The organism is Ramlibacter monticola (genome assembly GCF_016722785.1).
GTDB lineage: Bacteria > Pseudomonadota > Gammaproteobacteria > Burkholderiales > Burkholderiaceae_C > Ramlibacter > Ramlibacter monticola.
In genome coordinates this window covers 52,448-65,359 of sequence record NZ_JAEQNE010000005.1, presented here as the reverse complement: position 1 = coordinate 65,359, position 12,912 = coordinate 52,448, and the positions used below count along the sequence as shown (strand labels likewise).

Genomic DNA, 12,912 nt, shown 5'->3' with positions numbered 1-12,912 from the left:
CGGATCATGCAAAAGATCAATAGCCTGGTTCATGCCCTGCCCGCCGCCTGGGGGCGGCGCGCCATCATCGGCGCGCCCTTCCTGATGCTGATCCTGCTGTTCTCGTTGCCCTTCATGGTGGTGATGAAGATCAGCGTCTCCGAGACCGAGGGGATCCGCTACCTCGATCTGGCGCGCTGGAATGATGGAATGCTGACGCTGTCCATCAAGTTCTCCAACTACATCTTCCTGGTCACGGATTCGCTGTACGCCGCGACCTATTGGTCGTCGGTCAAGTACGCCGCGCTCAACACGATCTGCTGCCTGCTGATCGGCTATCCCTTCGCCTATTTCATGGCGCGTTCGAGAGCGTCACTGCGCCCGGCGCTGGTGATGCTGGTCTCGCTTCCGTTCTGGACTTCCTACCTGCTGCGCGTGTATGCCTGGCGCGGGTTGCTGGACGACGCCGGCCTCATCAACAACTTCCTGATCTGGCTCGGCGTGATCGACGCGCCGATCAAGATGATGCACACGGGCTTTTCCATGACGGTGGGAATGGTCTACACGTACCTGCCCTTCATGATCCTTCCGCTGTACGGCAACCTGGTCAAGATGGACCTGCGCCTGCTGGAGGCCGCCAAGGATCTCGGTGCCACGCCGTGGCAGACGTTCTGGCTGATCACGGTGCCGCTGTCGAAGAACGGCATCATCGCCGGCGCCATGCTGGTATTCATTCCCAGCGTCGGCGAGTACGTGATTCCCGAACTGCTCGGTGGCCCATCGACGCTGATGATCGGGCGCGTTCTGTGGGACGAGTTCTTCAGCAACAACGACTGGGCCATGGCCGCCAGTGTCGCCGTCAGCATGGTCGTCCTGATCCTGATACCGCTGGTCATCTTCAACAAATACCAGACCAACAGCGGCGTGGCCGCACGGACGGAGTGACATGAACTCGAACTTCGGGCGCGTCTGGCTCGGACTGGGCTACCTGTTCCTCTACCTGCCCATCATCACCCTGATCGTCTTTTCCTTCAACGATTCCAACCTGGTGACCTTGTGGGGGGGCTTCACCTTCAAGTGGTATGGCGTCATCGCCCACGACAGCGAAATCATCAACGCGTTCCTGTTTTCCCTCAAGCTCGCTCTGGCCAGTGCCACATCGTCGGTGGTGCTCGGCACGCTGGCGGCCTTCGCACTGGTCCGGTATCGAAAGTTTGCCGGGCGCACCACCTTCACCGCGCATGTCAATGCGCCGCTGGTCGTTCCCGAAGTGATCACCGGGCTGTCGCTGCTGCTGTTCTTCGTGGTGTGCCAGAAGCAGTTCGGATTCCCGGCACAACGCGGCTTCTTCACCATCTGGGCCGGCCACACCTCGGTGGGCATGGCCTATGCGGCGGTGGTGATGCAGTCGCGCCTGCTCGAGCTCGACAAGTCGATCGAAGAGGCGGCGATGGATCTTGGCTGCAGGCCCTTGCAGGTCTTCCTCCTCATCACGTTGCCGATGATCACGCAGACACTGGCCTCGGCCTGGCTGCTGACGTTCACCATTTCGCTGGACGATGTGGTGGCCACCGCCTTCCTGTCGGGCCCTGGTTCGACGACGCTGCCGATCGTCATCCTTTCGCGCGCCAAGCTCGGCCTGAATCCAACCATCAATGCGGTTGCCACGCTGACCGTGGCCGTCGTTGCCGTCGGCGTGGTTGCCGGCAGCCTGTGGCTCGCCAACGCCGAACGCCGTCGCGCGGCCGAACAGGCGGCCGCCTATCGCGAGGGTTTGCAGATGCAAGCCGGCTGAAGCCACGTCCTGGCCATATCCAAGCATTCAAGAATTCATCAAAGAGGAGACCCGGCGCGTATGAGCCCGAAAGAGAACATTGCAATCCTGCTTGCCGCCTTGCCCTTTGCGGCGAGTGCCCAGACCAACTCCGAACTCAAGCAGCAGATCGAGGCGCTCAAGGCACAGGTGCAGGAACTGCGAAGCATGATGGCCCCGCAGCAGCCGGCCGCAGCCACTGCTGTCGATCCGGCCGAATTCAGCAAGGTGCGCGTCAAGGTCGAGGCTCTGGAAGACAACCAGGAAGCGATGGGCTTCAAGGGGATGAGGATCTCCGGATACATCGACCCGACGTACATCTACAACAAGAACATGGGCAAGGGCAGCGTCCTCTTCCTCAACAACAACTACAACCCCGCTGCCGATATCAACGATTTCACGCAGAACAACTTCTACTACGGCAACAGCTATTTCGGCAGCGTCACCGTGCGGTTCGACAAGGAGATGGAGGACGGCTTGAGGACCATGGTGGCGCTGCGTCCGCGCCGCACCGTGGCCGACGCCTACGGCTTGGGCTCCATCGTGGAAGAGGCGGGCATCTGGGTGCCGTTCCATGGCCTCGCCTGGAAGGCGTGGGCGGGCCAGGCGATTTCCTGGAACGGCTATGAATATGTGCAGTCGTACCTGAAGAAGAACATCACTTCCAACCTGCTGCTCGATTATGCGGGGCCGGGCTTCATCACGGGCGCGGGCATCGAGTACCAGGAAGGCAAGTGGTGGATCAAGACGGCCCTGGGCAATCTCAACACCACCCACGACGATCCGGGCAGCGCCAACCATGGCGCCCATTGGCGTGTGGACTACTCGAAAGGTGAATTCGACGGCTGGGGCGCGTCGGGCATGCACGGCAAGGTCTTCGATCAGCGGTACAACTATCTTGAGCTGGATGGCTATTTCATCCGCGGCCCCTGGACGCTGCAAGGGCAGATCGAAGCCAGTACGTGGAAGAACAGCGGTTTCAACGGCGGGAACACCGGCCACACGGGCATTTCCGGCCTTGCGGCGTACAAGTTCACGCCTCGGTTCGAGGGCATCGTCCGCGCCGACTGGCTGGACAACCACAAGAACGGCGGCGGTACGCCGTCGACGGTCTTCGGCACGAGCAATTGCCCGGCCGATCTCGGCGCCGATCCCACTGGCGCGACGCCCGCGGCGGTTTGCGGCGATCAACGCGGCGGCTTCGGCCCCGGGGCAGTGTTCGACCCGGCCACGGGGGTGTTTGCCCTGGGCGACCCGAGCGCGGGCGCCAAGCGAAGCGCGCTCACGCTGGGCCTGAACTATCAATACCACCTCAACGGCGTCCTGAAGTTCGAATTGCGCAGGGACTGGTCCAACGTGAACTCCTTCCGCCAGCACTCGTCGGGCAACTTCACGAAGTCCAACACGACCTTCGGCGTGCAGACCGTGGTCAGCTTCTGAGGATCGCGCCCGCAACTGCTACCCAACTGATCATGAACTCTCCACAACGCGACTGGCGCGCGCTCGCTGCATCGATCCGACCCGATGGCCGCGCATTCATCGATGGTCGCCGCGCGCCGCTGCGCGCCGCCTTCGATGTGATTTCCCCGATCAACGGCAAGAAGATCGCCGAGGCGGCGCGCGGCGACGCGCAGGATATCGATGCCGCCGTGGCGCGCGCGCGTGCCGCATTCACGGATGGGCGCTGGCGCTTGCTGGCGCCGCGCGCGCGCAAGGATATTCTCATTCGCCTGGCGCAGCTGATGCTGCAGCACGGCGACGAACTTGCCGTGCTGGAAGCGCTGGACATGGGCAAGCCCGTGGCCTATTCACTGGGTGTCGACGTGAATGCCGCCGCCCATTGCGTGCGCTGGTTCGGCGAGGCCACGGACAAGATCTATGACGAGATTGCGCCGACACCGGCCAGCGCGCTCGCGTTGATCCGCCGCGAGCCGGTGGGCGTGATCGGTGCGGTCGTGCCGTGGAACTACCCGCTGCTGATGGCCTGCTGGAAGATCGCGCCGGCGCTCGCCAGCGGCAACTCCGTGGTTCTGAAGCCGTCCGAGAAATCGCCGTTGACCGCATTGCGCCTGGCTGAACTGGCGCTGGAAGCCGGCGTGCCGGCCGGCGTATTCAACGTCGTTCCCGGATTCGGAGCCGAGGCCGGTGAGCCGCTGGCCTTGCACCCCGACGTCGATTGCATCGCCTTCACCGGATCGACGCGCATCGGCAAGCGCATCGCGGAATGCGCCGCCCGCTCGAACCTCAAGCGGGCCTGGACGGAACTCGGCGGGAAATCGCCCTTCCTCGTGTTCGCCGACGCCGACGTCGATGCCGCAGTCGATTCCTGCGTCGGGTCCATCTTCTTCAACCAGGGCGAAAGCTGCAATGCGCCCTCGCGCCTCCTGGTGCATGCCTCGCTGGCCGAGGACTTCATTGCTCGCGCCGCCGCCCGCGCTCCGCGCTATGGCCCTGGCGATCCGCTCGATCCCGCCACGGTGATGGGAGCGCTGGTCGACGAGACCCAGCTGAACACGGTGCTGCGCTACATCGAATCCGGCCGCAGCGAAGGCGCGCAACTGGTGGCAGGCGGTGCGCGCGCGCGTCAGGAGACGGGCGGGTACTACGTCGAGCCGACCATCTTCGCCGGCGTGAGGAACGACATGACGATCGCGCGCGAGGAGATCTTCGGCCCGGTGCTGTCGATATTGACCTTCCAGGACGAGAAGGAGGCCTTGCGACTGGCCAATGACACTCCGTACGGCCTGGCCGCGTCGGTCTGGTCGCGCGACATCGATCGGGCCCACCGGGTGGCCGCCGAACTTCGCGCCGGCACAGTGCATGTCAATTGCTACGACGAGGACGACATCACGGTCCCCTTTGGCGGCTACAAGCAATCCGGCAACGGCCGCGACAAGTCCCTGCACGCGTTCGACAAGTACACGGAACTCAAGACCACCTGGATCAAGCTGAGGGGCTGACCTTGCAAAATCTGGACGACGAGTCGCTTCCCCTGAGCCTTTACGAAGTCACTGCAGAGCGGGTCAATTATCCGGAGCTGACCGACGACGTGAGCTGCGACGTTTGCGTCGTCGGGGGTGGCCTGCTCGGCCTGCACACGGCGCTGGCAGCCGCCGAGAGCGGAGCGAGCGTCGTCCTGCTGGAAGCGCGGCGTGTCGGCTGGGGTGCGTCGGGGCGCAACGGCGGGCACCTCATTCCAGAGTTTTCCTGCGGCATGGCGAAGCTGGAAAGCGCGCTGGGCGACGGGGGTGCGTCGCGCGCGTGGCAAATCGTGCGTGGCGCCGCGCACGAATTGCGCTCCCGCATCGAGCGCCACCGGATCGATTGCGACCAGCGCGACGGCCACATGGAAGTCGCCATCGCGCAGCGGCACGCCGACCGCTTGCACCAATGGTATGAACACGCGCGCCGACGCTACGGGGCACAGTTTCGGTGGATCGACCGCAGCGAGATGCAGCGCCATGTCGGCTCGCAGCGCTATATCGCAGGATTGCTGGACATGGACGGCGGCCATGTGCATCCGCTCAAGCTGTGCATCGGCCTGGCCCGTGCGCTGGAGGACTCGGGCGGGCAGGTCTTCGAACGGTCCGCGGTGACCAGTTGGCAGGCGGCCGGCGAAGGTGTGTGCGTCGAAACGGAAACCGGAACCGTGCTCGCGAAGCGCCTCGTGCTGTGCGCCAACGTCGGCATTTCCAGCATTCGCGCGCCACTGGCGCAAAGGCTTGCCAAGCGAATCCTTCCGGTGGGCACCTGGATCATCGCCACCCAGCCGCTGTCCGGGCCACTGGCGCAGTCCGTGCTGCCGACCCGTGCTGCGGTTTGCGACAACCGCTTCGTGCTCGATTACTTCCGCCTCGACCGCGACAACCGGCTGGTCTTCGGCGGCGGATGCAGCTATCTCGGCATGGCAACGCCGCAGGGCTTTGCCGCGGGAATGCGCCGCGCGATGACGCGCGTGTTCCCCCAGCTGTCGGAAACCCGCATCGACTACGCGTGGGGCGGCGTCATCGACATCACGCAACAACGCATCCCCGACCTGGGCTGCGACGACACGGGCCGGGTCATTTACGCGCAGGGGTTTTCCGGCTCCGGCGTGGTCGCGACGATGGCGGTCGCCGGCATCCTCGAGCGCGCCTTGGGCGGCGACATGGCCGACTTCACGCTTTTCCAGCGCATCGACCAGAAGCCGTTTCCCGGCGGTCCATGGATGCGCGGCCCGCTCACGGCGGCGGGCATGTTCTGGTATCGCTTCCTCGACCAGGCGCTGTGATGGCGCCCTGACTCAAATACAAACTGGAGAACCCTATGAATCGCGAACCGCAAGCCACCAACGCCCTCCTGATGGCGCGCCGCCAGGCGGCCATCCCGCGCGGCGTGGGCCACAGCCACCAGATCTTCATCGCCCGCGGCGAGAACGCGGAGATCTGGGACGTGGAAGGCCGGCGCTTCATCGATTTCGCAGGCGGCATCGCGGTGCTGAACACGGGACACCGCCACCCCGCCGTGATCGAAGCCGTCAAGAACCAGCTTGACCGCTACACCCACACCTGCTTCCAGGTGCTCGCCTACGAGCCTTATGTCGAGCTGGCCGAACGCCTGAACGCCAAGGCGCCCGGCAACTTCGCGAAGAAGACCCTGTTCCTCACGACCGGTGCGGAAGCCGTGGAGAACGCGATCAAGATCGCGCGCTCCCATACCGGCCGCCCGGGCGTCATCGCATTCGGCGGCGGCTATCACGGCCGCACGCTGATGACGCTCGGCCTGACCGGCAAGGTCGTTCCGTACAAGGTGGGCTTCGGGCCCTTCCCGGCGGAGGTCTTCCACGCACGCTTCCCGAGCAAGCTGCATGGCGTCGGCGTCGACGAAGCAATCGCATCGATCGAACACATCTTCAAGAACGACATCGAGGCCAGCCGCGTCGCGGCCATCATCATCGAGCCGGTGCAGGGCGAAGGCGGCTTCAACGTGGCGCCGCCCGAACTGATGCAGCGGCTGCGGGCGCTGTGCGACCAGCACGGCATCCTGCTGATTGCCGATGAAGTGCAGACCGGCGCCGGACGCACCGGCACCTGGTTCGCCGTGGAACACAGCGGCGTGGCGCCAGACCTGATCACCATGGCCAAGTCGATGGCGGGCGGCTTCCCGATCTCCGCGGTCGTGGGCCGCGCCGAGGTGATGGATGCCCCTGCTCCTGGCGGCCTGGGCGGCACCTATGCGGGCAGTCCGCTCGCCTGCGCCGCGGCACTGGCCGTGCTGGATGCCTTCGAGAAGGAAAACCTCCTTGAGCGCAGTCGCATCGTGGGCGAGCACCTCGCGAAGGGACTGACGCGGATTGCGGCGAAGCACCGCTGCGTCGCGGAAGTGCGAGGCCTTGGGGCGATGGTCGCGATGGAACTGTGCAAGAACGGCGACCCGACCCGGCCGGATGCCGACCTGACCAAGGCACTGACCGTCGAAGCGGCGAAGCGCGGCCTGGTCCTTCTGAGCTGCGGCACCTACGGCAACGTGATCCGCATCCTGGTGCCGCTCACGGCCAGCGACGCGTTGCTCGACGAGGGGCTCGCCATCATCGCCGCATCCATGAATGCGGTGGCGGGCTCGTGATGACGCAGCCGAAGCAGACTCCCGCTCTCGCACCGCCGAGACCGCTGGCGGGCATTCGCGTGCTCGATCTGTCGCGCGTGCTGGCCGGGCCCTGGGCCGGCCAGCTGCTCGCCGACTATGGCGCCGACGTGCTCAAGGTCGAGCGGCCAGGTGCCGGCGACGACACCCGGGCCTGGGGTCCTCCCTGGTGGGGTGAAGGCGAGGCCCGCGTCGCCGCTTACTTCGTGTGCGCCAACCGGGGCAAACGCTCCATCGCGGTGGATATCGCCAGTGGCGCCGGCCAGCGCCTGGTGCGCGGACTCGCGGCCGAGGCCGACGTCGTGCTGGAGAACTACAAGGTGGGCCAACTGGCGAAGTACGGCCTGGATGCCGCCACGCTGCAGGGCCTCAACCCGCGCCTGATCTACTGCTCCATCACGGGCTACGGCCAGACGGGCCCGCTCGCGCAGAAGCCCGGATACGACTTCGCGATCCAGGCCGAAGGCGGTCTCATGAGCATCACCGGCGAGAAAGGCGGCGAACCGCAGAAGGTCGGCGTTGCAGTGACCGACGTCATGACGGGCCTCTATGCGACGACCGCCATCCTGGCGGCGCTGGTGGAGCGGCGGGAGACGGGCCTTGGCCGGACGATCGATGCGGCGCTGTTCGACGTGCAGGTCGCCATGCTCGCGAACCAGGCCAGCAACCAGCTCATCGGACGCAGGACGCCGACGCGCATGGGCAACGCGCATCCGAACATCGTGCCTTACCAGGTGTTTCCCACACGCGACGGCCACATGGTGCTCGCCATCGGCAACGACGGGCAATTCGCGCGCTTCTGCGAATCCGCAGGCCATCCCGAGCTTGCGAGCGACGAACGTTTCAGAACCAATCCGGCCCGTGTGCAACACCGTGACGTCCTGGTGTCGTTCATCGCGCAATGGACCGCGCAGCGCGACACCGCGCAATGGGTCGGGCTGCTCGAATCTGCCGGGGTGCCGTGCTCCCCCATTCTCGACATCGATCAGGTGCTGTCCCACCCGCAAGCCGCTGCGCGCGGCATGGTGTTGCCCGGCGACTCTCCCGACGCGCCGCCGATGGTCGCGGCCCCCGTACTCCTCGACGGCCGGCGCCCGGTCGCCGATCTGGCACCGCCCGCGCTTGGCGCGCACGAAGCACGGTGGTTGCATGCCTCATCGTGAGAACGCTTGCTCCTGCTGCGCATAGACAACGAGATACACCATGGATATGAAAGCTTCTCCGCTGGCCCTGCTCCAGGACCCCAGCCTGTTCAAGACCGACGCGTTGATCGACGGCGAATGGATCAAGGGCGCCGCCCGCTTCGACGTGCACGACCCCAGCACTGGCGCGAGGCTGGCCGACGTGGCCAACCTCGGTCCGAAGGAGGCCGAGCAGGCGATTGCTGCCGCCAATGCCGCCTGGCCCGCCTGGCGCAGCAAGACCGGCAAGGAGCGCAGCATCATCCTGCGCAAATGGTTCGACCTGCTCATTGCCAACCAGGAAGACCTGGGCCGCCTGATGACCGCCGAACAGGGCAAGCCCTTTGCCGAGGCCAAGGGCGAGGTGGCGTACGGCGCCAGCTTCGTCGAATGGTTCGCCGAAGAAGCGAAGCGCGTCAACGGCGAGACGCTGCCGCAATTCGACAACAACCGGCGCCTGGTGGTGATCCGCCAGCCGATCGGCGTGTGCGCGGCGATCACGCCCTGGAACTTCCCGCTGGCGATGATCACGCGCAAGGTCGCGCCCGCCCTGGCGGCGGGATGCCCGGTCGTGATCAAGCCGGCCGAACTGACGCCGCTCACCGCCCTGGCCGCCGCCGAGTTGGGTGCGCGCGCGGGCATCCCCGCCGGTGTGCTCAATGTGCTCACCGCAGACAGCGCCAACAGCATCGCGGTGGGAAAGGTGTTCTGCGCCAGCGACACGGTGCGTCACATCAGCTTCACCGGCTCGACCGAAGTCGGCCGGATCCTGATGGCGCAAAGCGCGCCGACGGTCAAGAAGCTGAGCCTGGAACTCGGCGGCAACGCGCCCTTCCTGGTGTTCGATGATGCCGACGTCGACTCCGCCGTGGAGGGCGCGATCGCCAGCAAGTACCGCAACGCCGGGCAAACGTGCGTCTGCGCCAACCGGATCTACGTCCAGGAAGGCGTCCACGACCTCTTCGTCGAGAAGTTCGCGGCCAAGGTCAAGGCCATGAAGGTCGGCAACGGCTTCGACGATGGCGTGGTGCAAGGGCCGTTGATCGAACGTGCCGCGGTCGAGAAGGTCGAGCGCCACGTGCGGGATGCAGTGGCCAAGGGTGCCAGGGTGGTGGTCGGCGGCAGGAAGCTGCAAGGCCAGTTCTTCGAGCCCACCGTCGTGTCCGGCGCCACCGGCGACATGCTGTGCGCGCGCGAGGAGACTTTCGGCCCGCTTGCGCCCATCTTCAAGTTCAAGACCGAGCAGGAAGCCGTCGCCGCAGCCAACAACACCGAATTCGGCCTGGCCAGCTACTTCTACAGCCGCGACGTCGGCCGCATCCTGCGCGTGAGCGAGGCGCTCGAGTGCGGCATGGTCGGGATCAACGTCGGCGGCTTCGGCACCGAGCACGTGCCCTTCGGCGGTGTCAAACAATCGGGACTCGGGCGTGAAGGGGCGCACCAAGGCATGGACGAGTACCTGGAAATCAAGTATCTGTGCATCGGCGACGTACTCAAGTGAGCGATTGAGCGCTCATGGGCGGCTGCGGATTCGGCCGCGGACCCGGCCTGGCCAGGAAAAGAAACTATTCGTGGGGGCTCCCGTGACGCAGGTCGCCGCCCCGGACGCCGGGTCCCAGCCCGGCAATCCGGCTTGCCGTACCCCCCTCAGGCCGGCAGCGCCAACTCCGGAACGCGGTCCACCCATCCCGCGCCGCCCGCCGTCCGCCGCACCGTCGCTTCCGGCATGCCTCCGGACCCGTGCAGCGTCTCCTGCTGCACGCCGAGATCGAACCGCCCCACGGCCTCCAGCAGCGCCTGCGCCTGCTCCTTCATGGACGCGGTCACGGCGGCCGCTTCCTCGACGAGCGCGGCGTTGTGCTGCACGACCTGGTCCATCTGCGAGATCGCGGTGTTCACCTGCTCGATGCCCGCGCTCTGTTCCTCGCTGGCCGCGGCGATCTCCGCGACCAGGCCGCTCACCTGGCGCACGGACGCGACGATGTCCTGCATGGTGCGGCCGGCGGCATCCACCAGCTTCGAGCCGGCGCCGACCTGGTCCACGGATTCGACGATCAGCGTCTTGATTTCCTTGGCCGCCGTGGCGCTGCGCTGGGCCAGGCTGCGGACTTCCGCCGCCACGACGGCGAAGCCGCGGCCCTGCTCCCCGGCCCGCGCGGCTTCCACCGCTGCATTGAGCGCCAGGATGTTGGTCTGGAAGGCGATGCCGTCGATCACGCCGATGATGTCGGCGATCCGCTTGGACGACGCGGAGATGCCGTCCATGGTGCGCACGACCCGCCCCACCACTTCGCCGCCGCGGGTGGCCTCTTCCGCGGCACGCGCCGCCAGCTCGCGCACCTGGCGCGCGTTCTCGGCGTTCTGCGAGACGGTGCTCGTGAGTTCCTCCGTCTGGCCCGCCGTCTCCTCCAGCGTGCACGCCTGTTCCTCCGTGCGCTGCGAGAGGTCCACGTTGCCTTGCGCGAGCTGCGCGCTGCTGTCGGCGACCGAGCGCGCGCGCACCGCCACGTCGAGCAGCAGTTCGCGCAGCCGGTCGGTCATGCGCGCCATGCTTTCGAGCAGGCGGCCGGTTTCGTCGCGTCCGTGCACCTCGACCGTGTGGGCGAGATCGCCCTCGGCCACCCGCGTCGCGGCGACTATGACTTGGCGCACGGGCCGGCGCACGCTGCGGATCAACAGCGCGGACATCACGGCGGACGCCACGAACACCACGAGGAACACACCCGCCAGCGCAGCCTGCACGCCGGTGGACCAGGCGGCAGCCGCCTGGCGCACCCTCACCCCTTCGGAGCGGGCGTGTGCCTTCACCGCGTCGACCATCTTGTCCATCTTCTCGGCCAGCGGACGGTCCTTGCCGTGCATCGCCGCATCGGCCGCCAGGCCGTCTTCCCGCTTGCCCGACTCCATCCTGCGCAGCGCTTCCGCGAAGCCGGCGACCAGCTCCCGGTGCATGCGGGCCGCTTCGTCCGCGTCCGTCGTGTCCATGCCCAGCCTGCGCATGGCGCCGCTGGCGGCAGCCAGGTGCTGGGCGACCTCTTCGCCGCGCTTGCGGACGGCGGCCACACGCTTGTCGTGTTCGGCGCGCTCGTATCCGCGCAGCGCGAGGTCCTCGAACTCCTCGACCTGCACCCGGAAGTCGAGGTCCGCGGAGCGGACTTCGTCCGTCGCGGTGATCAGCTCGCGCGCGAGCCGCAGGTTGTCTTCGTTCTGCTGCAGCGATGCGCGCAGGCCCCAGGCGCCGTAGCCGCCGATGGCGCACATGGCGACCAGCATCATGCACACGAGCATCCACAGGCGCGTGGCGATGCCGAAATTCGAGAACATTGCTTCCTCCTCCTGGCCAGAGGAGAGCCTAGGCAAGGGGCGCGTGGGTCCGGCCCCCCTCGGCGGGGGGGCGGTGGGCGGCCACGCATGGCAGCAGGCCTGGCTGTGGGAGGAAACCCACGATGGCGTGAATCACGCCTTGCCGGGGGCCACGTCCTTGTCGTCCTGCGCTTCCCCGCGGGGCGAACGGCGCTTCGGCAGCTTGCGGAACACCACGTCGTAGCCGTGCTTGCCGGCCCGTGCGCCCGACTCCTGCGCGAAACCGAGCGCGTTGAAGCGCGCCATCAGCATGAAGAGTTCGAGCGCGCTGAACAATTCCACGCGCCGATACACCTGACCGTGGCCGTTGCAGATGCCCGCGAGGGACTGCCGCGCGCCGTCCGGCACCGGCGGCAGGCTGGTGATGATGTCGAGGAGCCGGGGGTCGTCTTCGTGCCGCGCACGACGCGGGAGCAACCGCGTCCGCGGCGGCTCGGCTGGCTGCTCGCGAGGCGTGGGTGTCATGGTGGCTGGACTCCGCCGGGTGTCTGGTCCGCCGAGTATGCGCCCGCCGCCCTAGGGAGTTCGCTCCAGCGGCATGGCGGATCACCTTAAGGGATAGGGGTCTGGCCGCCCTTAGCGCCCGGCGGCAGCCGTTCGCCGCCATCGCGGGCGAACAGCAGCCAGTACTTCGACAGCACGTCCTCGTCCGCCGGGCGCTGCTGGAACCCGAGCGCATTGAGCCCGGCCCACAGGTACAGCAGCTGGACGGGGCCGTGCAGCGTCACTTCACGATAGACCGCGCCGGTCGAGTTGCAGATGCCGATGCGGCGCAGCGGCCCACTTCCGTCGGGCAAGCGCATCACGAGCGTGTGCACCTGCACGTCATCCGTGGCCGGGAGCAGGCCCGGGATCAAGAGCGTCTCCGGCGCGTAGGCACGGATTTCGCTCGGGCCGCCCGAGTGCGGCTCCGGCCAATCCCGCCGAGGGGGCTCGCGCCGTCGCATGCCACAT

Annotated in this window: 11 protein-coding genes; 8 read left to right on the top strand and 3 right to left on the bottom strand. The window is 66.7% G+C overall.

From position 1 onward, the window contains the following. Positions 1 to 6 precede the first annotated feature (6 nt). The 8 genes from JJ685_RS19010 to JJ685_RS18975 are packed head-to-tail and all read left to right on the top strand — an operon-like array spanning position 7 to position 10,096. Positions 7 to 924, top strand: coding sequence for an ABC transporter permease subunit (locus JJ685_RS19010; RefSeq protein ID WP_201675913.1), 918 nt, complete (start codon positions 7 to 9; stop codon positions 922 to 924). A 1-nt stretch (position 925) separates the two neighbouring features. After that, positions 926 to 1,774: an ABC transporter permease subunit gene (locus JJ685_RS19005; protein ID WP_201675912.1), complete on the top strand. Its 849-nt coding sequence runs from the start codon at positions 926 to 928 to the stop codon at positions 1,772 to 1,774. A gap of 60 nt (positions 1,775 to 1,834) precedes the next feature. Next, a complete protein-coding gene (locus JJ685_RS19000) occupies positions 1,835 to 3,232 on the top strand; it encodes a DUF3138 family protein (protein WP_201675911.1) in 1,398 nt (465 codons plus the stop codon). Positions 3,233 to 3,264: 32 nt separating this feature from the next. Continuing rightward, the gene (locus JJ685_RS18995) at positions 3,265 to 4,752 is read left to right on the top strand and encodes an aldehyde dehydrogenase (RefSeq protein WP_201675910.1); all 1,488 of its coding nucleotides are present in this window, start codon (positions 3,265 to 3,267) and stop codon (positions 4,750 to 4,752) included. Between the two features lie 2 nt (positions 4,753 to 4,754). Beyond that, positions 4,755 to 6,062 (top strand): NAD(P)/FAD-dependent oxidoreductase, encoded by a 1,308-nt coding sequence (locus tag JJ685_RS18990; protein ID WP_201675909.1) that lies wholly within the window; start codon positions 4,755 to 4,757, stop codon positions 6,060 to 6,062. 35 nt (positions 6,063 to 6,097) lie between these two features. Then, positions 6,098 to 7,396: a 4-aminobutyrate--2-oxoglutarate transaminase gene (gene gabT / locus JJ685_RS18985; protein WP_201675908.1), complete on the top strand. Its 1,299-nt coding sequence runs from the start codon at positions 6,098 to 6,100 to the stop codon at positions 7,394 to 7,396. Continuing rightward, positions 7,396 to 8,577, top strand: a complete 1,182-nt coding sequence (locus tag JJ685_RS18980; RefSeq protein WP_201675907.1) for a CaiB/BaiF CoA transferase family protein — start codon at positions 7,396 to 7,398, stop codon at positions 8,575 to 8,577. Before gabT ends, JJ685_RS18980 begins: the two co-directional genes overlap by 1 nt. A 40-nt stretch (positions 8,578 to 8,617) precedes the next feature. After that, on the top strand, positions 8,618 to 10,096 hold the full coding sequence (locus JJ685_RS18975) for an NAD-dependent succinate-semialdehyde dehydrogenase (protein WP_201675906.1): 1,479 nt from the start codon (positions 8,618 to 8,620) through the stop codon (positions 10,094 to 10,096). A gap of 146 nt (positions 10,097 to 10,242) precedes the next feature. On the opposite strand, the gene JJ685_RS18970 is transcribed toward JJ685_RS18975, so the two are convergent. From JJ685_RS18970 to JJ685_RS18960, 3 genes are all read right to left on the bottom strand, one after another. Further along, positions 10,243 to 11,919: a methyl-accepting chemotaxis protein gene (locus JJ685_RS18970; protein ID WP_236599122.1), complete on the bottom strand. Its 1,677-nt coding sequence runs from the start codon at positions 11,917 to 11,919 to the stop codon at positions 10,243 to 10,245. 132 nt (positions 11,920 to 12,051) lie between these two features. Further along, entirely contained in the window at positions 12,052 to 12,423 is a 372-nt protein-coding gene (locus tag JJ685_RS18965) for a hypothetical protein (RefSeq protein WP_201675905.1), read from the bottom strand. Between the two features lie 86 nt (positions 12,424 to 12,509). Then, on the bottom strand, positions 12,510 to 12,815 hold the full coding sequence (locus JJ685_RS18960; protein WP_201675904.1) for a hypothetical protein: 306 nt from the start codon (positions 12,813 to 12,815) through the stop codon (positions 12,510 to 12,512). Positions 12,816 to 12,912: the final 97 nt, after the last annotated feature.